The sequence below is a fragment of the Wolbachia endosymbiont (group A) of Philonthus cognatus genome, from assembly GCF_947251755.1.
GTDB classification, from domain to species: Bacteria; Pseudomonadota; Alphaproteobacteria; order Rickettsiales; family Anaplasmataceae; genus Wolbachia; species Wolbachia pipientis.
In genome coordinates this window covers 1,117,308-1,142,672 of sequence record NZ_OX366388.1, presented here as the reverse complement: position 1 = coordinate 1,142,672, position 25,365 = coordinate 1,117,308, and the positions used below count along the sequence as shown (strand labels likewise).

Sequence of the window (25,365 nt, the reverse complement as noted above, 5' to 3'; positions counted from 1 at the left end):
AGCATTTACCCTACAGTACGGCTTGTTGTCTGTTTTGAATTTGTTACTATCTCACACCAACTATTTTTTTTCTTTTCATTAGATAAGGTAATTTTTTCAGAAGATTGACGTAGTGTTTCATGTTTTTCAAAATATCCTCGTTTAATCGCATCATGTACTGAATATCCACCAAGTAAGCAATTTTCTCCTATTTCTTCCTTATCTTTTAATTGATCAAGTTTCTTCTTATCATCGTCACTTATCTTTACTTCAATTGTATTGTTGTCTTTATCACTAGAACGTAGATGAATACTAATCTTTCCTACTTCAGTAGTAAAAGACATTTCAATGCCACCTTCTAAAACGTCTGTATAATTTCTTTTTCCTCCTACATTTTCAACTCTTACTATACTCTTTCCAACATGAAATATATGATGTCTAAAACTTAAATCTTTCACTTTTGGATTATTTATAACTTTTGCAACCTCAACAGTGCTATCTTGCGAATATTTTACATAAAAATATCCATTATCCATTTCTACGTGTAAAGCTTTGCCTTGGGCACTACTGTTTATAATACCTTCATCTGCTACACTTTTTAGCTTGTTATCGATTTCTTCACGTTCTGCAAAAATCTCATAACTGAACCCATAAGTTGCATACAATAACTTATCATCATAAAAGGAACTGCATTTTACTCTTCCACCTTTTAATAGTAAATTACTCATGATATTGCGTATAATACCTATATTTTTGTCATCTGATACACCCTCGTAGGCAGGAATATCTCTTATTCCCTTAGAAACTAAACTTGTTATAGTCTCACTATCGTCTGATAAACTCTCATAAGGTGGTAATCCCTTATGCTGTCGTATTCTATCAGGGATATTTCTTATTTCCTTAAAAATTAAACTTGTTATAGTATACTTATCATCGTTATATTTTGAATTGAGTCTTATCCCTTTTTGCAAATATTTATTTGTTATGCACTCTATACGCTCTAAAGCAGTGTTTGTAAAATTTTCATGCTTATCCCTATAACCTTGATCATTTTTTGCTACTACATCTTTTAACTCTTTACAAAATTCATCAATTAGACTTCTCTCACTTTCAGTCAGTGGTAGATCTAGCTTAATTAAAGCAGAGTCTCTTGGACTAATAGGGTAATTTTTCCAATATAAATCACTATCATCAGTTTCACTCTGATACGACAATGTATGTTTTACACATGTGTCAACAGCCTCCCTAGTTTCATGTCTCTGATCAAGGTCATAACATTCCGAACGATTACTTATTCCTTGAACAAACAAACTATAATCATCTAAATCTGTTATGTCATCTTCAGGCGTTGTTCCCTCATTGCTATTACGCTCAATTTTTGAATGCCATGGCTCAGTATTTAATTCCTCTCCTAGCTTTTGTTCACTGATAGATTCTACAACATATTTTACTGACTCTGTACCCATACTACCTCCTAGCCTAGATATAGAATATATTATGTACAATATATAATATTGGTCAAGCTAATTTCAACATAATCTTTTTACTACTCATATTTTTGTTGAGTTTTTATGGTGAGTACTACTAGTAGGTTAAAAGTTGTTTATTACTGGAAGTTTTAGCCAATTTTACTATAAATCAACAAAATTGAGAACACCAGCTATATTTAATATATAGGAATATGATGCTTTAAAGGAGTGCAAAAACTGCTGAAGCTTATACAGTAACCTGCGGAGCTACTTCAGCAGAATAAACAAACACATGCCAGTATTAGTAGAGAATTATTTATAAGTCAACTAACTTTTTCAAAAAATACTTTAGTAAAAGTACCATGCTAGTTAGTGTTATAAAGAATTCAATTGTTTACTCTTTCAAAAAAGGTCGTATATTTGTGAGAACGAGTTGCGTAAAAATAGGGTTATAAAAATAGAAGCTTAAAATTCTTGCACCGAAGCTAGGTAAATTAGTTCGTATGTAGATTTAGCGAAAGTGAGCCAATATGAATGATTTTAGCGTATAATAAAATCACCATATAAAAAAGTTCGAACGTATTGTGTGGTAGACCAACGCATTCCAAGAAAAACACTTCTCACGCTGGTTGGTTTTGAGTGCTGGAAATGGTTGTTTTATTTAAATTTTTAGTATAATATATTACTAGATTAATACCAATTCATTTGATAACAAAAAGAAAAACTGAGGTAATTTATAACAAAAACAGAATTCAAAGGTAAAAGATTAACACTGATTCCCAGCTAAAAAACGTAAAAAAACAGACTAAAAATAAAGTACCAAAATATACATTAAAGTTACTTGCTTTTCTGATTTATCTAATTACTATATAGCCAAGCTTAGTATAGTGGGTTTGAATAATATATGGTATCTATATGCTAAAAACACAACATCCAACAGATTATCTAAAAAAAGAAGGAGAAGTTACCGGTTTACCAGAAAAGCAACAAAATAGTAAATCTTTTCAGCCTAAATCTAGAGTACGGCGGCAATATAATCCTGATGATACTAATATTGCAAAATTGTTTCTTGCAATACGTGAGCACAAAACAGGTAATCCTAAGATAAATAAAATTAGTGAAATTATAGGATTACTTGATCTGATAGGAAATATAAATGATGTTGATCTTAATGATAATAGTAATACCCCATTACATGTTGCTGTGAGCAAAGGGCATGAAGATATTGTTAAACTTCTTATAGATAAAAGGGCTGATATTGAAATTGCGAATAGTCAAAATCAGAAACCATTAGATATTGCCGAACGTCTTAATAGGCAAAATATTGTTCAGATATTAAAACAACCTACTTCTCAATCTCAACAAAAAGTCTCTGGTGCTGGAGAGGATAAAGAAACAGAAGCAGGGAAATCAGGAATTTCTGACCAATCCAACTCACAATCAAGACTTTTATCTCAGGTAGGCAGACTTAATACGAAACAGCGAAGTGCAACCGGTTACAGTGAAGTGAATGATAGGTTAGAGGAATTTGTTAACTATTTCGTTAAGGAATTCGAGGCTAAACTACACGCCTATCATATGGTGCTAGAAGGGGAAGTAAAAAAAGCAGGGAAATTTTCAGATACATTTTCAGGGAAAACAGGGAAAGGAATAGGAGGAGCGATAGGAGGAGGATTGGGGTTATTGCTTACACCTTTCGTTGGACCAGCAGCATTAAGAGTAGGAGTAACAGGAGGTGCTGCATTGGGAGAAGAAGGAGCAAAAGCGTTAGGAAACAAATTAGGTGAGAGTTATCATAGAAACAAAGTTATTAACTTTCCAAGTCTGATATATTATTCTCAGAAGAAGGAGAATAAAGCTGATGTAAGAAAAATATTGATTGAAGCTGGATTTGATATTTTTCAAAGCTTTGAAATGCAATTCATGAGAGTTACTACAGACCAAGGACATGAAGGGGCAATGAGAAAATTAGCAGAAGATGCTACAAATAGAGCAATAAGTTATTTAGAAAAAAAGAAAGAGGGCTTAATAACAGAAGGCGTTATTCTAGGTGAATCTAAAATAGAACCAGTTCTTGGAGTGCCTATTCCTACCTCCAGGATTAAAACACCTGGATTTGAAATAAATTATGAATATAAGTCATCTAGTGAAAAATGGTATACTGCGAGTCTATATGAGAAGGTAGGGTTGGTAATGGAAGAAAAAACTTCCAGAAGAACTTCTAGTTATCATGAAAGGAAGGATGGAAAAAGTAGAGCTGAGAAATATGGCTATCGTCGTCTTTTCATATCGGAGAGTTGGGATAAATTAAAAGAAAAATATAAACCTGCTAGTATTGTGGGAAGTAAAAGTGGGCAGTTTACAGACTATCAGTATGTTTTAAGTTCAAACAATTTAAAGCAACAGTCAAATGATATATTAGAAAAAATTAACTTAGATGATAAAGATTTGGGAGAAGAAAGAATAAAGAAAATACTAGAGGAAGCTAGAGGTAATATCATAGAGGTAGTCAATGTTTTAAAAAGACAAAGCCATGGATACGCAGATGACCGTAAAATACTAGTTAGTATAGAGACCAACCTAAAAAACTTAAAGGTAGATGAGTACCTAAAAGAGTTTGAACAGCATTGTGAAGAAGCTAAGCAGGAGCGTCAAGAAATAGCAGAGGCTGTTGATAAAGGAAGAGAAGAAAATAGGGAAAATTTTGATCAGTTGCATCAAAAGCTTGGTGAAATACATAGTGTGGTTGTTGTAGGACAAGATAGTAAGCAAGAAAAAAAGGCGGTTTGGTTTGATGTAAGAAATTCAGTTACATTCTTTACTGCACTTACTCCTGGAAGACAAGAAAAGTTAGATCAAATAACCAATAATATACAAAAAGGAATAGTTGTGATTAGTGGTTTAGGCGGGGTAGGTAAAAGTGAATTGGCTATAAAGTATGCTCGTAATCAATATGGCCAGGAAGATAGTGTTGTATGGATAAATGCTGAAACACACCAAACTATAAAAGAATCATTTCATAGGCTATATAAAAAATTAGGATTTAAAATCAAAGATAAAGATGAAGAAGAAAAGAGCATAGAAATAATAGTCGGAGATATATATGAATATTTTGCTAATGGAGGAAGCCTTTTCATTTTTGATAATGCTGAAAAGTATACTACAATTGAGAAATTTTTACCATTAGGTTTGCCTAATAAACCTAATGTTTTAGTCAATTCTCTTAACAACGAATGGAAGAGTGCAAGAGTAAATATAGAAACAGTTCCACTGGGAGATTTTACTAATAGTGAAGCGATAGAATTTGTTAAAACTGCTCTAGAAATAAAAGATGATTCAAAAAACGTAGACATAACAAACCTAGTAAGAAAACTGCACAATGTTCCATTAGCCTTGCAGCAGGCAGTTGACTACATTAAAGATATGAATGAGGAATTTAAAGCAAGGGGTTTAGAATTTGGAATTAGTGATTACTTAGAAAAATATGAACAAGCACCGAGAAGAATGCTTAACACCGAATCAGTTGCTGATGAGCACACAAAAACAATTTTTAAAACTCTAGAAACTACAATCGATAAAGTAAAGGAAAACAAAGAATATGGGCAACAAGCTTTAGATATGTTAAATATCATGTCCTACTTTGCACAAAATAATATTCCTGAGAAGATATTTTTAGATGAGTTAGCAAGTAGTGATCAGGAAAAACTGGTATCTATTACTCGTTTGTTAAAAAAACATTCAATAGTGGGCTTGGAACAAGGTATGCTGACTGTACGTGGACTAGTACAACAGGTAGTAAGACTAGAATCAGAAGAAAAGCAGCAGCAAGAAGAGATTTTAGAAAAAGCTCTAAGGCTGCTAAAAGAACATATGGTGACTGTAGAAAACTATATACCTCATATCACATCAGCGTGGAATTATGCAAGCAAGTATGACAAGTTAATAGAGACTTTTATTGTTGATGATATTGTTGATAAGCCTGCTCATGTTTCATATTTTCACTTAATTGCTGAAAGTAGTAATCGTGAAGTTGTCGACACAATATTAAGCAAGATAGAAGATTCTAGAAAACTTAATAAAGTTATTAATACAAGAAGTGATGATAAAAAGACACCTTTACATTATGCAGCTCAAAGTGGTAATGAACAGGTAGTGAAGCTTTTAATAGAAAAAAAAGCTAATGTAGATACACGTGATAGAGTTGGTAATAGGCCTTTGCATATAGCTGCAAAGAATGGTTACTTAGGAATTGTCAAAGTTTTATTGGATACTAACAAAGTTAATGTTAATGCTAAAACTAGTCCTAAGTATAAATTTACACCATTACACTTTGCTGCACGAAATGGTCATTTAGAAATTGTCAATGCTTTGCTAGATAAAGGAGCTGAGGTTCATGCTGAAACTAAGTATAAATATACGCCTTTACACCTTGCTGCAGAAAATGGCCATTTTGGAGTTGTCAGTGAATTGTTAAAGAATGATAAAGTAAATATCGATGCTGAAACTGAACGTAAGCTTACACCGTTACACTTAGCTGCAAAAAACGGTTACTTAGAAGTTGTTGAGGCTTTACTGAAAAAAGGTGCTAGTGTTAATGCTCAGGATACGGGCAATTTTACACCGTTACACTTGGCTGCGCTAAATGGCCACTCTGGCATAGTTAAGCTTCTTATAGACAAGGGTGCTCGTGTTGATGCTCAAACTACTAAAGGTAACACACCACTACATTTAGCTGCAGAAAATGACCATGTGAAGGTCGTTGAGGAATTAATCACAAGAAATACAGACATTATTGATGTTGAGAATGAAGAAGGAAAGAAAGCGTCAGACTTAGCAATTAAAAGGGACAATTTAGAAGTTAAAGACTACATTAGGCAACAAACGTTTAATAGAAGACCAGGAACATCTGGTATTAGTGGTCAACTTTATGAGATACAACTATTAATGTTATTCCTGATGAAAGGGCCAGAAAAAACTAATGGTTTTCATTTAGCAACCAACGTGAAAGAAGCAGGGGATTTTGATGACGTAGTTTTTAAATATAAAGATCAAGAAAAATCAGAAGTTGTTTTTTTGCAGGCCAAGCATAGAGAAAATCCAGAGAAAGATGGTGAGAAGATTACTCTTGCAAAATTATTTTCAGAGTCGGAAAAAGGAGATTTCAATCTAAAGAAGTATTTTAATTCTTATCGTAAGATTAAGCAGCAATTTTCAGAAGAGAAAGAAGATCCAATATTTGGAAGTAAGTTTGAAGACTCTGATTTTGTTATTTATACTAATGCTCTACCTAATTTTGGTGAAAATGATAAAAGTATTGAAAAGATAGCTGTAGGCCAAGGGGAGATCTTGAACTTAGAAGAAAGTGGTCATTACTATAAGCTAAGATTAGATGGAGAAGTTGATAAAGAAAGAATAGATATTCTGCAGTATACATCAGATTGCAAAAAATTAGCAAGAGAACTAGTTAATTCTATTTTTTCAGACAAAGAGCTAGATATGAATGAAGGTATTTTAAGAAATTATCATATTCCTCTAGCAGAAAAAGTCATTCAAAGAAAAGAAGGATCAGAAGAAGGTGAGCTTAGAGATAGTTTTTTGGGTGATGAAGACAATCCATTTAGAAGTGCATTTTTTGAGGAAGTATGCAAGAGAAGTGAGTTTACTGAAAAATCAGAAGATGAATTGAAGTCAGAATTGAAAAGTATAAGCATAAAATTGCCTAGAAATTTTGGCAGAATGAATGCTAAAAAAGTTAAGTATCCAGAGTCATTACCTGGTGATCTTGTTAGTGAGGGTGATATTAAAGAGTTTTTAAGTAAGGTAAAGCTATTTGTTGACCAGCCTAATGAAAGTAAATTAAGTGAAATCATAAAACGTAAGATTAAAACAATATATGGAGTAGCAGAGCAGGATATAGATTCTGTTTTTTCTGATGCTGAATATAAAGTAAGAATGTGGTGGCAGACAGGGAAACAATACTTAACAGAAGGTAATAGGTTTTTTCAGGATGCAGCAAGAGTGTCAATTAAGTTTGATGTAAGAGATCCTGTACCCCTATTTACTGGAAGACAGGGAAAATTACAAGAATTACATGGAGCACTGCAAAATGGAGGTCAGCTAGTAATATCACAGATGGCTTCTGTAACTGGTCTTGGTGGTGTAGGTAAAAGTGAGTTAGCAAGAAAATATATTAGTACACACAACAAAGACTATGATGGTAACGTTATCTGGATAAATGCTGATAACTACTTAACTATTGTAGAGTCTTTTCGTAGATTGGCTCAAGATAAACTAGGAATTAGCACCACGGACGAAAACGGCAAGGAAAAAGAAATAAAACTTATTGTTGGAGATGTGTATAATTTTTTTGCTAAAAGGCATAGAAAGAGTCTTTTTGTTTTTGATAATGCTGAAAAACATAAAGCTTACGGAGGAGAAGATGATGGTATAGATAAGTTTTTACCATCTGGTTCTAACAAACCTACTGTTCTCATAACTTCACGTGATCAAGAATGGGGAACAAGTATCGCAAAACTACAATTGGATGTATTCACTGAAGAAGAGGCAGTAGAATTTATTAGAAAAGCACTTGGGATAGAAGATGGATCACAAGAAAGTGAAATCAAAAATCTGGCACAAGAATTGCAGTATTTTCCTTTAGCATTACAACAAGCAGTAGGATATATTAACAAGGAAAATCAGGGGCTAAATAAATGGAGTGAGGGAGAGTTTACAATAAGCAATTACTTAGAATTGTATAAAGAAAAGGCAAGTGAATTATTGAGTAAAGCATCAGGTGAAACATATGACCGTTACACTGGAACCGTACTTACAACTTGGCAAATTACAATTGATAAAATAAAGCAAAGAAAATCACGTGGAGGGGTGCAGGCTTTAGAAATATTAGACGTTATAGCTTATCTTGCTCCTGATAAAATTCCAGTAGATGAAATATTTTCGAAACTAATAAACGATGAAGAGGTAAGGCATAGCGCTGTTGAATTACTTGATCAATACTCCATGGCTAATTTAGATAGTGGAAAGTTAAACATACATAGGCTAGTACAACAGGTAACAAGGTTAGAGTTGAAAGTTCAAAATAAGGAAGAAAAAGTGATAAAGAAAGCTTTTCAGTTATCACAAAAAAGTTTTCCTTATAATAGTGATGAACTTAAAGACTATGATAGAAAAAAACAGTTATTGCCACACTATGAAGCATTATTATCAAACATAGATAATTGGCTAAAGGAAAATTATGAAAAAAGAAAGACAATAGGGGAAAGTTACATTACAGATATGTCGAAATGGATGTCTGAAGGGTATGGAGGCTTAGGTAATCCTGAGAGACAAAAAGAGTTGCTTGAACGTGCTTTATCTATGGATGAAGAACGTTATGGACCTGATCATTTTGAAGTTACTACAATCCTAGTAAACCTAGGTAATGCTTATTCAGCTTTAGGTGATCCTCAGAAAAAAAAGGAGTTGCTTGAACGTGCTTTGTCTATAGATAAAAAACATTATGGGCCTGATCATTTTGAAGTTGCTAAAATTCTGGTAAACTTAGGCAACGCTTATGGGGCTTTAGGTAATCCGCAGAAACAAAAGGAGTTGCTTGGACAGGCTTTACCTATTTTAGAGAAACATTATAGCCCTGATCATTTTGAAGTTGCAAAAACACTGATAAATCTAGGTGTAGCTTATGGGGATTTAGGTGATCACCATAAGCAAAAGGAATTGCTTGAACGTGCTTTATCTATAGATGAAAAACATTATGGGCCTGATCATTTTGAAGTTGCTAAAGTACTACTAAATCTAAGTAATGCTTATGGGGGTTTAGATGATTATGAAAAACAAAAGGAGTTGCTTAAACGTGCTTTATCTATAGATGAAAAACATTATGGGCCTGATCACTTTGAAATTGCAAGAGTACTAACAAATCTAGGTAATGTTTATTCGGCTTTAGGTGACCATGAGAAAAAAAAAGAGTTGTTTGAACAGGCTTTAACGATTAAAGAAAGACATTATGGGTCTTATCATTTTGAAGTTGCAAGAATACTAGTAAATCTAGGTAACGCTTATGGAGATTTAGGTAATCATCAAAAGCAAAAGAAATTGCTTGAACGAGCCTTACCTATTTTTGAAAAACATTATGGACCCAATAATTTTGAAACTGCTAGAGCAATAGCAAACCTAGGTGTAGCTTATGGGAATTTAGGTAATACTAAGAAACAAAAGGAATTGCTTGAACAGGCTTTAACAATTCAAGAAAAATATTACGGCCCTGAGCATTTTGAAGTGGCTAGAACACTAGAGAATCTAGGTGTAGCGTATGGAGATTTAGGTAATCATCAAAAGCAAAAGGAATTGCTTGAACGAGCTTTAACAATTCAAGAGAAATATCATGACAGTAGTCATTTTGAAGTTGCAAGAATACTAGTAAATCTAGGTAACGCTTATAGTGCTTTAGGTAATCATCAAAAGCAAAAGGAATTGCTTGAACGAGCCTTACCTGTTTTTGAAAAACATTATGGACCTGATTCTTCTGAAGTTGCTATAGCACTAGTAAATCTAGGTAACGCTTATAGTGCTTTAGGTAATTCTGAAAAACAAAAGGAGTTGCTTAAATTAGCTTTACCTATTTTTGAAAAGTGTTATGGAAATAATCATCCATACACTTTACAGGTAAGGAATAAGTATCGTCCTTCAGAATTAGGAGAATGCCTGCCAAGCACAAGCCGTGATAGAAAGAAAAGAGAAGTGAAAGAGTGCGAATTATTATGGGAGGATGTGGATGAATTTAATGAGGAGAAAGAGGAATCAAGGGATTTTAATAAGATCAGGATTAATAGTGATAAGTTTATTGATTACATGAAAAGTGAATCAATGTCTGAAGCTAAGCTTGCTCAATTAATTCAATTGGCTGATAAGGTAAAAGTTACAGGTGAATCTCAAGATTTGGTTAGCAAGCTTATCAATAACCAAAAAGCTATCAATCACCTAGCTAAGGTAGGAAGAGTTTCTGGTATGGTGATGCATGGAATGATGGCTAAAAACGTAGTTGCTGATTTTTTAAATGGTGATTATCAAGGTGTAGCTATTAACTTAGGATTTATTGCAGGTGGTCAAGGATTTGCAAGAGTAGCCCAAGCTGCATCTGTTAAAGGAGCAGGTCTAGTATCAGATGGAAAGCTATTTCTTGGTAGATCCTTAAAAGCTGCATCACCTTTCCTTGCTCGTGGAACTTCAGCTTTTGTTGCATATGATTTAGTAAATCAAATTAAGGAATATAAAAAAGGTAATAAGGATGCTTTAGTAGGGATAGTAGGTGATAGTATCTATCTTGGAGTAGATAGCGCAGAAATTGGAATAGAGATTGCTGAGGCCTTTGCGGTGTTTGAAGGAGTGTCAAGTGTTACTGGACCTATCGGAGCAGCAATCGGTGCTGTAGTTTTTGTTGGCACTGATGTTTATTTAGCAGTCAAGAAAGTGGATAAAATTGATGAAATAATTCATTTAACAGGGTGGGAGAAATTTAAAGAAGGGTGGCGTGGGTTTTTAGGAATACAGCCAGAACAATACATAAAAGAGTTAATGGAAGAAAAGCAAGTTAATAACCAATTAGTTACGCAAGCACTTGAGTACTTAAAACAACATAGTGATATTCAAAGATATGTTTTTCCTACTGGAAGGTCAGTTACAAATTCTGATAGATTACAGATAGATTTGGATAATAAAGTACTACTCGATAGAAAAAGAACTGATATAAAATGGAGTAGAGCAAGGCCAAGTGATTCTGGTGCAGGAAAGTTTCTATGCTTACCACAAGGTAATTATGCATCTGTACCAAGAAGTGGGGCTTATCTGTGTAAGAATGCAATTGGCGTAGAGTACACAAATAACAGGACGGGAGGTGATACACTAATTTCCCTAGGTAGTGGAAATGATGATATGGTAGGATTTCCACAGGGTAATCACATCGTTGTTTTAGGTGAAGGACATAAAAATGTTATGTTGGGGAATGGTGATGATACTCTTCTATTAGAAGGTAACAATATTAAAGGTGCTATATATGGAGGTAATGGTACTAATACTTTAGACTTAGAACATTTTGCTCAAAAGGAGAAGTCTGTACAGGTTGGGTTATCAAGGGCATTTGGATATGTGTACTATGAAAAAGGGGATGAGATTTCTGATATATTAGGAATTCATGGAATAAATGATGTTCTATTACGAAGAGATAAACAAGATACTGTATATACTGCTTGTGACACTAGATATGTAGATGGTAGAGGTGGAGAAGATAACAATAATACGGATAATATTATAATACCACATGATAGTAATTGCTCTTATGAAATAAAACTTGTAGTTAGACCTTACACTAATATTAAGAATTATGCTATCAATGGTAATTTTACTTATATTGTACCTGTGACAAACAGAGGCGAAGCATCTATCAGCTTAACAACACACACTGATCCACAAAGTAATCATAGATTTGTGTTTAGTTACACGCTTTATGATATTAATAATATTAAAAAAATTAACAATACCGTAAGCTTTAGCTTTATACAAAATGTTGGTAACCTAAGGTTTGCACCAAAACCAATAAATACTGATGATACTAGATATACAACGGACTATGAGTTTAGTATCACTAACAATGCTGCAAACAATGCTTTATATAAACTAAGTGATAACACTGAAGTAAAAGTAGGAGAAAGGAATATATATTCAATTCAAAGTACTGAAAAACCAGTTGATGAAATCGTTAATGATTATCCTACTATAGCAAACAACTTAAAGATGTCGATTTTTGTACAATCGCTATTAAATAATGAAACAGTTGCTATAGGTCATGGCAATCACGATGTACTTCATAATGATCCATACTACAAGAGTCATTTGGTTGGTAATGGTGGTGAAAACATTTTCATCATCACTTCCGGTTACGAGGTTATGGACGAGAGCAAGCTGCCTATTCCTGAAGTAGTAATTTACGATCTTGATAAAGAGAATTTAATAGATACTTTGGATTTACGCCAAATAAAGCAACAAATAGTGAAAGATTTAGGTAAGGAAGTAAAAGCTAAAACTTTTATAAGCAATACAGATATAATAATTGAATTACTTTGTGCTGAAGAAAATCAAATTATAGTGCAATTAAGGTTAAAGGACGCACTAATCACCAACTGGCATGAAAGATTGCATGTGGTTATAGATAATATACCTATGAAGATTGAAGAATTTGAATTGAAGCCATTACCTTTAGTGTTTAGTGAAAGTGATAAAAACATTATCGTTATAGGGCCTCAGGATATAGAAGAGGGAAACAAGATAATAGTGTCAAAAGAAATAGGTAACTACACTTTTGCTCGTTCAGGGAATGACTTGATGATCACTAATGCTTTTGATCGTAATTTAACGGATAACAAACTCTGTACTATTTCTCTGAAGGGATTCTACCAAGAAGCAGAAATGCAGACATTAGATATAAAATTTAATGATAAAGAAATGATCTTAACAGATCATCAGGAAGAAATAAGTGCTGCAAGGGACATAGACGTTGTGAAGAAAGAACATAAAGATCAAGTTTACAACGATGTGTTTAATCATACAAAAAGCAGTCCAGAAGTTATTATGTTATCTGATCAACCTGTAACGCACAGACATAGGCATAGTAGACATAGAGAGCAAGCTCGTCATCGTAGGAGTACAAAAAGTAGCAGCACAAGACCAACTGGGTGGATAAATGATTTGTTTGGCTGGGTAAAAAGCTCTGTGAGTGGATTGTTAAGTTCTAAACCTGAGAGCACTCCAAGTTCTATCTCACAAGTAGATGCAAGAGTGGATGTAAATGGTACGATAATGTTATTTGACATACTCATTAGAAAAGTTACAGGTCAAAAGTATGTTTCTACAGCAGATCAGTCTATATCTCAACTAGAAGCACAGGGATATGCACTCAACATTACAAAGGGATTTGAGAAAGTAGTAGAGCAAGCTGGATTAAAAAGTGGTGTATCAATGCACCGGTTAAATATTGATTATATGGGAATGCAGAAAGAGATTGTTAGAAAAGTCATAAGAGGTCAATTTAATGAGATCTCAGGAGTTTTAAGCTCGTATTTAGAGAAAGCATGTCCTAGTAGAGAAGCAGGATGTCCTGGTAAGTTAAGTTCGAAGAAGTTTGACAAGTTTATGGTAGAGTTTAATAGCGGGCTGCTAAATCAATCAATAGAGCAGATATTACACAACGGAGATGGTAGATTGAAAGTTGATGATGCGAAGCAAATGAGTTTAGAGCCTCAAAGTTATTTAAGTAATGCTTCCGTTCAAGGCCATTCAAAAGTATCAACTTGTCTTTCTGATATAGGAGTAACTAAGCTTGTGAATAACCTCAGTAGGTAGATTAAAATATGAGAGATGGAGATATAATATGTCAAGTAGTGGAAAATTTAAAGTGAGGGTAGCCAAAATAATTAGGGAAACCAGTATCAAGTTTGATGGTCTTAATACTAAAATGGATGAAGTAGACATTAACTGCTAAGTGATCAATATATTTTCCATATTGAACTTACAGCACGTAGCTGTAACCGTTCACGGAATATTCCCAATTAGGCAGGAATAGCGACTAAATTCTGTAGTTTCTGGACAGGATTCTGATCATTCAAACGTGCAGTCAAAAATATCGAAAGCATTCTTTCAATGAACTTTTCTCCACGTTCTGACCAAGTGAAAAAACTATTTTTACGATAAATGACGTACCGTCTAGCCTGACGTTCTGCAAGGTTATTGGTTGTCTCGATCAGATCAGGATTGCGCACGAATCTCCACATCATATCTTCAGAACGTAGTATATTGGCAGCCATTCTCGAGGCCTGAGTTCCTTTTGCAACCCTTGTTATCTCTCGCAAAAAATGTTTCACCCTTTTTCGAATCTTCCTCATTAACCGGAAAAATCTTAAATTGTCTATCAGGTTTTGTTTACGTGCTCTATCTACCACAAATACCCTGTTGCTCAGCGATTTTAATGCTGCGCCAATTCTGCTCACTTCAACATTTTTACTGTAAAAAAACCTTTCAAAGTCCCTTGCTAAATGGGCCCAGCATATCTGTCTGTTTTCACGATTAAAGTAATTATACGCAGCATACCTATCGCTTATAACTATTCCATCATACTCTGGCAATAGCCCTTTTAATATCTTCTTTCCGCGAGATCCAACTAACTTCATAAGTGTTGCTGTTTTATTCGTTACTACCCAACTCCAACCTTTCTTTCCCTGGTTCCTATGGCTTGTTTCATCTATATGTAAATACTTGCTTTTCCGTAGCTCTTCTCTTATTTTTTCGTATTCAGATATACATTTTTCTGATACTCTACCCTCGGTCTTTGATACCAAACCTAGGCTTATATTCAGATTAAATATGCTGCTCAAAATTTGCTGTACTTCCCTTTTTGAATTGATAAAAAATCCACTAAAACTGCTAATTACTGCTTTTGCATTAGCTCCTAAAAGATCCCTTGTCACACCTTCAGGCAGACTAGCTGAGATCCTTTTCTTACACGCCTTACAGTAGCCTTTTTGTAGCCTATATTCAGTCACTATCGGTTTAATTTTTGGCAATTCAACCTTTTGATGCACAGTTTCTTCTTCTAAAATAACTTGGCTTCCACACATGCAAATTGTATCAATTGAACATTTTACCACCTCATCTGCTACCATCAATTCCCGCTTGTGCGCTTCATGTCCTGGCTGCCCGCCTGGTTTTTTATCGCTCTTCTTTTTTGTCTTTTTGCGATATACATCTTGCGATGGTGGCAGCGATGAATTTTTTGAATTTAAACCCAGCTTATCCTCTAGCTCAATTATTTTTGTCCTTAACTTATCATTCTCTGCTTTCAGAGTACCAACTTCTGACTCCAATACCACAATCTTTTCTTGTAGCACCTCTATCATCAACCCCTCATCTATCTAGTTTATTGTTTTTTATACTAATTATGCAATTTTTGTAAACTACTTTCTTATACCGTGAATGGACAAAGTTGATAAGCCTAAACGCCATCATGTCTTTAGGAGAGTCTGCTAATGAAGGCTCTTAAGTTGACGCCATTGCGTGAACGGTTACCACGTAGCTTTGATATAGAAGTTTGGGTAACGTTATGATAGTAATTTATATAATTCTATGTGCAATCTTTATAGCTGTTTTAGACAGTTCATTAGACTCTTAATTAAGGGGTATGTCTAACTTAGGAAAGATTTTCATAAATGTTGAAAAGTAAAATGAATAAGTTGTAGTATTTATGTTTTTTCCCTGAGTTGTAAAATTTCAGAATGAGAGAGACCGGTAATTTGAGCGATAACATCTATAGAGACACCGGCCTTGAGTGAGTTTTTTGCAACTTCAATTTTACCTTTTTCATGGCCGATTTGGATGCCTTCTTGTCTACCTTGTTCTTGACCAACTTTAAGACCTTCATCAAATTTTTGAGCTAAAGCAGCTACCTCATCCATTATGCGTTTTTTCATTTGTTCATATGCTAGTAACTCTTCTTCTGACCAATTAAACTTATTCATTTCTTCATAAGCTCGTTTTATTATTACGTCACTACCAACTATCTTATCTAGATCCTCTTCCCTTGTTTCTCCTGCATAGCGAAAAAAGTAACACCATTTTTCTACTATATTTTCTAGTTGATCTTCTTTTGTCTTTGTAAATTTTGGCAGTTCTATGAATACGAAGTAAAAATCCTTTAAGTCATGTTCCAAGCTATTTTGATCTAAAATGACGTGATTAGATTTGTACTCAGCCTTATCTGGAAAAATAATACAATCAGCAACAGCAATAAAGATAATTTCTTTAAGGTTATGATAATCATCACCTTGATCAGCTTGATTTGAGTAGGCTTTGGCAGCATAATATTGAGCACGTTTTTCGAAGCCCTTGGTCTTAGTGAACTGCATCTCTATAATGTATCTTGAACCTTGAGAGTCTTTACAAAGAACATCGACAATACTCTGCTTTTTAGCGGCAATTTCAGGGTCCAAAATGGTAGCTAGGAATTCAACATCGTGAATAGCAGCTAAACCAGTAAAACCTAAAATATCGTTCAAGAAATGAATGAGAATATCTTTATTCTTCTCGGTGCCAAATATTCTTTTAAAGGCATAATCATTGCGTGCATCAAGAAATTTAGAAAAAGCCATGATAAATTAACCTAGAAAGCATTAATAATTATACACAATTATGAAGAAACATTCAACTAGAATTCAAACATAGAAAGAAGTATCCCTTTTGTATATCTTTATTTGGTAGTATTAACCTATATAATATTTATGGCAAATATCTCGATAGGGTACAAAATAGCACAAAATGTAAAAAGCTGGAGGTTAAAGCGAGGGTATACTCAAAAAGATTTAGCGGGAAAAATCGGCGTAACGTATCAAATAGTACTACAATATGAAAAAGGAACACGTAAAATTTCGATTGAGAAGTTATACGCTATGGCAGAGATATTATCAATTAATATTAAGGATCTTATTCCTGTATCAAATGAAAAAATCTGTCTTGAAGATGAGGGAGAAGAAATATTAGATCTAGTAAGAGAATATAAAAAGATTAATGATCAAGAGTTACGTAAGATGTTTTGTTTACTAACCAAATTTGTTCAAGTTAGTGAGAAAAATAGTAAAAAAACGGAGAGAATAAAAATTGCAAAAGGTCTGGTTAAAGCAGGAGTTTCTGTTGATACTGTTGCAAAAACAATTGGTCTGTCTGCTGATGAATGTGTTGAAGAAAAAGGAGGTTCTATTTACTGCCAAATAGGAAAGAAGATAAAAGAATGGAGACTAGTGAGAGAGTATACTCAAAAGGATTTGGCTGAGAAAATGGATACAACACGTGACGAAATAAGCAATTATGAGCAAGGAAGAGTTGCTGTTCCACTTGATAAATTATATGCAATAGCAGAAACATTATCGATTAGTATTACAGATCTACTAATAGAGGAAGATGAAGGTAGTAGAGTGGAAAATGAGCTACCTGATTTGATTAAAGAATACAAAGAAATTGAGAGCCAAGAACTACGTAATGCACTAATAAAATCTTTGTTTGAAGGCATACGGATTTGTGAAGAAAAAGTGAGGAAAGCGGAAAGAATCAAAGTTGCAAAGGATTTAGTAAAAGGAGGAATTTCTATTGATATTATTTTGCAAGCGGTAGGCCTCTCTTTAGACGAAATTCAACAAATTTAAAATAAAAAATTATCATATATTAATATCTTCACTTCTTGATGAAAAAATAAGTAAAAAAGATTGAAAAATTGATTTGACTTCACTCGAAAGCTATGGCTCTATGCCAATGCTGATAAAAAACAGCAGTAAATATCTAAAAAAAGTTTGTTGTTAGTGAAAGGTAAATTATATGAATAATAATAAGAATAAAGAAGAAATAGAATTCAGAATATTAGAAAGCAAAGGCAAAGCACTACTTGATCGTGAAATAATGGAAACGTTTCTAAGTGCAGTACATGAAAGACCACAGGCTCAAGAAATTGCTAAAAATCTGGTGAATACTTATACGGGAGTAGGAAGGATTTTAGGTAGAGAAATGGATGACCTGAAAGTTATAGAAGGAGTGACTGATTCTGCAGTAGCAATGATTATGTGTGTTAAGGAAACACTAGAAAGGGTACTGAGAGAAAAGCTCAAGAGTGAGCCAATAATGGACTTACAAGGGCTAGTAGAGTACTTAAACGTAAGTATAGGCCACTCAGAAAGGGAATGTGTAAAAATACTGTACTTGAATAAAAGGCGCCAATTAATCGGAGAAGAATCCTATATCGGTGAAATGGAAAAAGCACCAGTGTATATAAAGGAAATTATAAGAAAAGCATTAATAAAAAATGCAGCATTAATAATAATGTCACACAACCACCCTGGAGGGAGCTTAGAGCCGTCAGAAGAAGATCAAGCAGTAACGAAGAGCTTAGCAGCAGCATGTAGTACTGTAAGCGTTAGATTATTTGATCACATTATCATCACAGGTGGAGGCTATTTTAGCTTTAGAGAAAACGGATTGTTATAGCAGAAAGTATTTGCAAATCTACTTACTATAATTTATAATGAGTAATAGAGTGTATAAACTAAGGTTTGTATACTTAAAAAGTATTTTTGATATGGGGGTTATATGACTAGTAAAGACAAGTTATTGAAGAAAATATTTGGTGCTCTTGAAGGCGTTGATATAAAGCAGTCTAAGTTTGTGAGCAAAATTAATAATCAGAAGGAAAAGGAGATAAAACCGGAAGATACAATGCCTTTCCCTAGCAGAGACGTTCGCAAAAACTATATCAACTACGGGAAAGGACTTGATTATGTATATGGCACAAAACCTGTAAGCGATCAAGCAGATTATCTAAATCCATTTGCTTCAGCTTTGCAAAAAATAAAGCCAAATACAGAAAAGTTGAGCTGGTTTAAGAGTGCTGTAGTAGAGACAAAAAACGTAAATGAATTGCACAAAGTTATAGACAAAGTACTAGCCTCTGGAGCAAGAATAAATGCATGTAATGATGGCGAATGGAGCTTCGCAGAATATGTGATACTGGGCACACATTTTCATAAATTTGATAAGGCTGATCGTAAAAAGCTAATACGTAAATTAATGCTAAGTGGTGCAGAGTTTCATGATACTTTATTGCAGAATAAACTGATAGGTGAAATCTATAATGAGCTACAGCCAGAAGTTCAGCCACAAATAGATAAGAGACTAGAAGAACTAGAGAAGGCTGGCGAAAGTGCTGTGCAAGAAGGAGAATTAATAGATATCGAGATAGACAATGCAACATTATATATAGAATTTTCTGAGGACAGTAAAGTAGAGGTTGCCAAAATACTGAGAGAGTTAGGAAGTAATATTTTAAAAATTGGTAATGATGCAGTTGAGGTTAAAAGTGAGAAAGGAGGTGTAAGAAACTATACCGATATGTCAAATGGCAGCTCTGTCATGTTAGAGTTTCCTACGAGCATTGGTAAGCTAAATGTTATATTGTACCACGATGTAAAAAAATATGATCAAGTACAAGTCAGAGTAGAAAACAAGGAAATGTGGGCTGAGTTACAAAAAAGAGGGGAAGAAATTGGAAAAAATTGTCTTTTTGCTGGAGTAAAACTTAAAGAAGCAGTAGAGAGAGGTAGTTTCACTCGATGTGGCATATGGAGTGAAAAGTATGCTATAAAAGATATTAGCAATGATGAAGTATTGTCTCCTTGGGTAAATAGGATACGTGAAGGTAGTAAAGAAACTTGTATCTTCAAGGAGTAAGGCATTGTAGCTAAAATGTCTTGCAGGGAAGGTGAAGCCGAAAAGAAACTTATGCCAAAAAGGCTGACGAAAAGATTTTGCTCCCTTCCCATATAGAGTTAAAAGACTGAACAGTATCTTTGGAATTATATCCCGTATCACAAGGTTAGTCTAACTCTCAACTTTATTTATAGTTTTGGAGGCTGGTTTATGCAAACAAATGTTATTTTAGGTGTAGATATTGCTAAAAAAAAATTTGATGTTTGTTTATTGATAGGCAGTAAAGAGCGACATAAAGTTTTTCATAATAATCAAGAAGGTTTTGCAAAACTTGTAGCTTGGTGCAATAGACATGGAGTAGATTTTTTTCATCTATGTCTGGAAGCAACAAGTTGTTATAGTGAAGATATAGTGAATTTTATGTATGATCTGGGACATAATGTAAGTTTGATAAACCCAGCTCAAATCAAAGCTTTTGGCAAAAGTGAGCTACTTCGAAACAAAACAGACAAATCAGATGCTGCCAAGATTGCTAGGTTTTGTATTGCCAATAAACCTAATCTTTGGAAACCTACTCCTCCTGAAGTTAGGCGTTTAAGAGATCTATATCGTTGTTTGCAAGCACTTAAAGACGACAAGTTACAACAAATGAATCGCTTGGAAAATAAAAATATGAATTCTCGTTGTAAGCAAGCTGTACTTAAGGTAATTGCTACAATAGAAACAGAAATTTCTGCTATAGAGGAAGAAATTAATGAGCATGTTAATAATTACTCACACCTAAAAAATATGGTAGAAAACATCAAGACCATAAAAGGTATAGGGTATCTTACTGCTATTGCTGTGATTGCAGAAATGCCACTTGTTGATAATTTTGATAATGCTAGGCAATTTACAGCTTTTGCTGGTCTAAATCCTGAGCATTACCAATCAGGTTCATCCGTAAATAAAAAAAGTCGAATATGTAAAATAGGATCAGAGCGTATTCGTAAAGCTCTTTATATGCCAGCTATAGTAGTCAAGAATTATAATTCTTACTTTCAAAAGTTTTGCCAACGTTTGAAAAATAAAGGAAAACTTCCAATGGTTATAGTTGTTGCATTAATGAGAAAGCTAATGCATGTGTTTTTTGGTATTCTAAAAAATAATCAACCGTTTGATTGTAATTTAGTTAAATAACTTGTTGACGTGAAGGACAGTATCTTTTAGAAAACTTTAATGTGTCTACAGTCAACTTTAAGGTTCCAGAGGTTTTTTCTTACCGTTATATCTGGAGCCTTAACAAAATTGAGATATAGTAGAAAATATTATATGCAAGGTTCTTTTTGTGAAAAGAAGTTTAGACTATGAAGTAGGGCAAAAAGTAAAAAATTGGAGGTTAGAGCGAGGGTACACTCAGAAAGATTTAGCAGAGAAACTTGGTGTAAAGTACTGGGTAATACTTCAATATGAAAAAGGGAACCGTAGAATTTCAATTGAAAGGTTATATGCTATAGCTGAGGCACTATCAATCAGTATTACGGATCTTATTCCTATATCAAAAAGCTGTCTTGAAGATGAGGGAGAGGAAATATTAAATCTAGTAAGAGAATATAAAAAGATTAACGATCAGGAGTTACGTAAGATGTTTTATTTGCTAACCAAATTTGTCCAAGTTAGTGAGAAAAGTAGTAGAAAATCGGAAAAAATAAAAATTGCAAAGAGTCTGGTTAAAGCAGGAGTTTCTGTTGATATTGTTGCAAAAACAATTGGTCTGTCTGCTGATGAATGTGTTGAAGAAAAAGTTGGTTCTATCTACTACCAAATAGGCAAAAAGATAAAGGAATGGAGACTAGTGAGAGAGTATACTCAAAAGGATTTAGCGGAGAAAATGAGTACAACACGTGACGAAATAAGCAACTATGAACAAGGACGCGTAGCTACTCCACTGGGAAAATTATATGAGATAGCAGAAACATTATCGATTAGTATTACAGATCTACTAACAGAGGAAGATGAAGGTAGTAAAGTGGAAAATGAGCTACCGAATTTGATTAAAGAATACAAAGAAATTGAGAGCCAAGAACTACGTAATGCACTAATAAAATCTTTGTTTGAAGGGATACGTATTTGTGAGGAGAAAGTGAGAGAGATAGAAAGGATTAAAGTTGGAAGGGATTTAGTAAAAGGGGGAATTTCTATTGATATTATTTTGCAAATAGTTGGTTTATCCGCTGATCAAATTGCATGAAAATTTATTTCTAAGTAAGGTATATATGTTTGTTTCTGTAAGAGATATTAGTTCTATAAGTTATAAAATAGGGCAAAAAATAGAAGATTGTAGATTAATGCAAAGGTGTACTCAAGCAGAGTTAGCAAGTAAAATCGGATTAGCATATAAAGAAGTAACCAATTATGAAAATGGGTATATTCCTATTACGATTGAAGTACTATATGTAATAGCAAGAGTACTGTCAGTTAATGTTGTAGATCTATTACCTAAACCAATAACAGTAAGAGAGTATGAAGATGAAGACGAAGAAATACTCTATCTAACAAAAATATATGAGAATCAAAAGTTAGGCAAAATAGTGCCTTCATTAGTGAGGTTTGTTCATATTAGCGAAAAAATTAATCAAGAAGAAGCAAGGTTGGAAATAGCAAAAAATCTAGTAAAAGAAGGAGTTTCAATTGACATAATTTCCCAAGCAACCGGCTTATCTATTTACGAGTATTATAATAAAGAGAGAGAAATCTGCACTGACTCTATATATTACAGAATAGGACAAAGAATAAGAGAATGGAGGCTAATAAGAAGATATACTCAAAAAGATTTGGCGGATAAAGTTGGTGTAACACTCAAGGAAATACACGAGTATGAAATAGGATACACCGCCATATCATTTGACAAATTATATGAAATAGCAGGAGGATTATCAGTGAATATTAAAGTTCTGCTGCCTAAAACAAATGAAGATAATAAGCTAATGAATTTAATCAGAGAAGATGAAAATCAAGAATCACTAGTCAAATCTCTAACTGAAGGTATGAAAAGTAGCAAAGAAAAAGTTAAAAAAACAGAGAAAATCAAGGTTGCAAAAAATCTAGTTAGGGCGGGTGTTTCTACTGATGTTGTTTTGCGAGCAAGTGGCCTAACTGCTGATGAGTTGGGTGAGTGTGAAAATTGAATGTCTTTAAGATATAAGTAAAGTTAGTTAATGATTTAACCAGTAGAATTTGCTAACCAACTTTTTTGGCTCAGTTGAATTTTGCTTGGTATAAATTAAGATATGAAATCGCAAAGTTTATCTATTAATTTCTGGTTGTCCTCTATCATTGCATTTGCCTCTTGCTGAAGAGATTTGATATTTTTGAGTGTAATATTGTCCATCTCAGTCGATGCTACTTTCAATTGCGATTGTATTCTTATATATTTATCGTCTATTACTTGTTCTAGTTGATAATCAACGCAATCCAATCCAGAGGCAAACATCACATTCAGTAGTGGCTTGATCCACCCTATTTTGCCAAATTTCCTTGAGTTAGCATACTTTATACTTCTATCTGTTCCACCAGTGCCTATTGATAGCAGTATAATCTCATCATTTGGAAATAACCTCTTACCACTTGCATATGCACAAGCCGCTGGATTATTGGCAAACACTCCACCATCTATCAATACTCTCTCTGTTTGGCTAATTTTCAGACGTTTTGGTGTGAAGTACGTTGGAGCAGCTGTTGTAGCTCTGAGTGCATCTTTCAACTTAATGTTTTTTTCTTTCCAACTTTTGAAGAAAAATTCACAACTATTGTGAATGTCATAACTGGTGAGTAGTAGATTACTCGCAACATCGGCCATAGTACTTTCACCAAAGTATTTGTTGAGAATAAATTCCATATTTCTATATGAGTACTGAGAACCACTCAGCCAAGAAGCAATTGATTTTCTCCAAAATGGTGATTGAAAGATATATGCTCCATACTCTTGATAAAGTTCAACCAAATCATTGGCAGAGTATTGAAGTTTATTGCTTTTACAAAGTCCAGCAACAATAATCCCACCGGTTGAGGTTCCTGCCATTAAATCAAAAATCTGGGAAATTGGCTTTTTTGTCCTAGATTCAATTTCTGCTAGAATAATGGCAGGTATTATCCCTCTAATGCCACCTCCATCAACGGATAAAATGTATTTTACCACTGTGAAATTTATTTGTGTTTTTGCTCAAGCTCATTAACTTCTTCAATGAGGTTTTTTACCCGCTCCTCAAGGCGATAAACTGTTTCCATTAGTTCGTGATTTCGTTCTATAAATTGATCATGAATTTGTACTTTTAAATCAAGCTTAGCGAGCCACCAAATTGTTGCTATGGTCTGTATTACTATCGTTACTATTACTGTGATTGGGATTTTTTGCTTTTTCATGTGAAGATATTAACTTGTTATGGATAGTTTTAGAAGTTTATATACAGATTATAGAAAACTTACAGCTTTAGTGATTTCTTTCTATTGATTTGTATCGATCCTCTGCTTCTGCAAGTAGCTTTATTATTTCTCTGTAAGGTTTATCTTTGTTGTGCCTTGATGCCATTACAGCTATTCTTCTAGGGCTTTTTCCATTGCTATCCTTTATGTTAGGATTCGCTCCTTTTTCTAATAGAAACTCAACGATTTCTAAATAGCCTTGATCTGCAGCAGAATGTAGCGCTGTCCATTTAAATTTATTAGTAGCATTAATATCAATACCATCTTCTACTAAAAACCTTACGATTTCTAAACATCCTTCTCCTGCAACATAACGTAATGATTTTTCACCAATACTTATATTATCTTTTATCAAGGATTTCACAGTTTCTAAGTCACAGTTCTTAGCTGCGATTTCTAATGTGGCGCTGTAACTCTCATCTCCTTTTTTAAACAAGGAAAAATATATAACCACAATACACACCGTTAGCACTATAAGAAAAATTAATCCATCAAATTCTCCTTGACGTATAATTGAATTTTTATGAAAAAGCCTTCTTACATTTCTGCTCATGTAGTACTGCAATAATTATACCCATCTAGAATTAAATAATCATTTGCTTAAGTTTCACTTAAACAGCTTTGCTCACTGTTGCCTCTACTATAGTTTGATATCCCCTATTATTGAGAATATGTTCTGCCTTGCTAATTATCCATTCACCTTCAATTTCCTGACAAAATCCTGAAAGGCTGATCTTAGCTTCTGCAAATAATTCTGGATTACCAGGAACAGTTACATTTAAGTTTGATGTACTACGTTTTAATTGTCTTAACTTAGCTGCTGCTGCACTAATTGCTGATTCTGCAGTAGAGTAAAGCGTTTGCAGAGTATAACTTGGACCCTCATTTCCCACTTTCTCTTCTATAGTTTCTCCCTTTTCATAACTGTGCCATTTTGCAATAACAGATCCATATTTGTTACGCACATTAAAATTTACCTCCCAATTTATAACATCTTTAGGTGTAAGTACTGTTGTGCCTAACATCTTTCCAGTTGCTGATCTTGCTTCTCCCTTTGGAATAAAAATTATATATCCTCCTGCTGGTTTTACTAGTGCATCATATTTTTTCCCTAATCCTTCCAAAAAACTCATGTCGCTTTCATCTGCTT

The 25,365-nt window shown here is 33.8% G+C and carries 14 protein-coding genes; 7 read left to right on the top strand and 7 right to left on the bottom strand.

Annotation, left to right across the window (positions count from 1 at the left end):
- Nucleotides 1-5: 5 nt before the first annotated feature.
- A complete protein-coding gene (locus OPR21_RS05305; protein ID WP_264702618.1) occupies nt 6-1,445 on the bottom strand; it encodes a hypothetical protein in 1,440 nt (479 codons plus the stop codon).
- Nucleotides 1,446-2,363: 918 nt separating this feature from the next.
- On the opposite strand from OPR21_RS05305, the gene OPR21_RS05300 reads away from it, so the two are divergent.
- Complete coding sequence (locus tag OPR21_RS05300) at nt 2,364-13,859, top strand: ankyrin repeat domain-containing protein (RefSeq protein WP_265029750.1); 11,496 nt, start codon at nt 2,364-2,366, stop codon at nt 13,857-13,859.
- 206 nt (nt 13,860-14,065) lie between these two features.
- Here OPR21_RS05300 and tnpC read toward each other — a convergent pair whose 3' ends face one another.
- Together tnpC and OPR21_RS05290 are read right to left on the bottom strand one after the other, a co-directional pair.
- Complete coding sequence (tnpC, locus tag OPR21_RS05295; protein WP_265022247.1) at nt 14,066-15,409, bottom strand: IS66 family transposase; 1,344 nt, start codon at nt 15,407-15,409, stop codon at nt 14,066-14,068.
- Nucleotides 15,410-15,751: 342 nt separating this feature from the next.
- Complete coding sequence (locus tag OPR21_RS05290; RefSeq protein WP_265029749.1) at nt 15,752-16,657, bottom strand: Rpn family recombination-promoting nuclease/putative transposase; 906 nt, start codon at nt 16,655-16,657, stop codon at nt 15,752-15,754.
- Between the two features lie 129 nt (nt 16,658-16,786).
- On the opposite strand from OPR21_RS05290, the gene wmk (OPR21_RS05285) reads away from it, so the two are divergent.
- The 6 genes from wmk (OPR21_RS05285) to wmk (OPR21_RS05260) all read left to right on the top strand — a co-directional run bounded on the left by wmk (OPR21_RS05285) (nt 16,787) and on the right by wmk (OPR21_RS05260) (nt 22,921).
- Nucleotides 16,787-17,704: a WO male-killing family protein Wmk gene (gene wmk, locus OPR21_RS05285; RefSeq protein ID WP_265029748.1), complete on the top strand. Its 918-nt coding sequence runs from the start codon at nt 16,787-16,789 to the stop codon at nt 17,702-17,704.
- Between the two features lie 169 nt (nt 17,705-17,873).
- Entirely contained in the window at nt 17,874-18,536 is a 663-nt protein-coding gene (locus tag OPR21_RS05280; protein ID WP_265029747.1) for a JAB domain-containing protein, read from the top strand.
- Nucleotides 18,537-18,638: 102 nt separating this feature from the next.
- Nucleotides 18,639-19,775 (top strand): hypothetical protein, encoded by a 1,137-nt coding sequence (locus OPR21_RS05275; RefSeq protein WP_265029746.1) that lies wholly within the window; start codon nt 18,639-18,641, stop codon nt 19,773-19,775.
- A gap of 189 nt (nt 19,776-19,964) precedes the next feature.
- Nucleotides 19,965-20,933 carry a transposase gene (locus OPR21_RS05270; RefSeq protein WP_265029745.1) on the top strand — a complete coding sequence of 323 codons (969 nt, stop codon included), beginning with the start codon at nt 19,965-19,967 and terminating at the stop codon, nt 20,931-20,933.
- Nucleotides 20,934-21,081: 148 nt separating this feature from the next.
- Nucleotides 21,082-21,984 (top strand): WO male-killing family protein Wmk, encoded by a 903-nt coding sequence (gene wmk, locus OPR21_RS05265; RefSeq protein WP_265029744.1) that lies wholly within the window; start codon nt 21,082-21,084, stop codon nt 21,982-21,984.
- A gap of 25 nt (nt 21,985-22,009) precedes the next feature.
- On the top strand, nt 22,010-22,921 hold the full coding sequence (wmk, locus tag OPR21_RS05260) for a WO male-killing family protein Wmk (RefSeq protein ID WP_265029743.1): 912 nt from the start codon (nt 22,010-22,012) through the stop codon (nt 22,919-22,921).
- 95 nt (nt 22,922-23,016) lie between these two features.
- On the opposite strand, the gene OPR21_RS05255 is transcribed toward wmk (OPR21_RS05260), so the two are convergent.
- The 4 genes from OPR21_RS05255 to OPR21_RS05240 form a co-directional block, all read right to left on the bottom strand.
- Nucleotides 23,017-23,931 carry a patatin-like phospholipase family protein gene (locus OPR21_RS05255; protein ID WP_265029742.1) on the bottom strand — a complete coding sequence of 305 codons (915 nt, stop codon included), beginning with the start codon at nt 23,929-23,931 and terminating at the stop codon, nt 23,017-23,019.
- A gap of 8 nt (nt 23,932-23,939) precedes the next feature.
- Nucleotides 23,940-24,155 (bottom strand): hypothetical protein, encoded by a 216-nt coding sequence (locus OPR21_RS05250; protein WP_006015629.1) that lies wholly within the window; start codon nt 24,153-24,155, stop codon nt 23,940-23,942.
- 67 nt (nt 24,156-24,222) lie between these two features.
- Entirely contained in the window at nt 24,223-24,768 is a 546-nt protein-coding gene (locus OPR21_RS05245) for an ankyrin repeat domain-containing protein (RefSeq protein WP_214303457.1), read from the bottom strand.
- Between the two features lie 58 nt (nt 24,769-24,826).
- The gene (locus OPR21_RS05240) at nt 24,827-25,348 is read right to left on the bottom strand and encodes a phage late control D family protein (RefSeq protein WP_406829250.1); all 522 of its coding nucleotides are present in this window, start codon (nt 25,346-25,348) and stop codon (nt 24,827-24,829) included.
- Between the last annotated feature and the right edge of the window lie 17 nt (nt 25,349-25,365).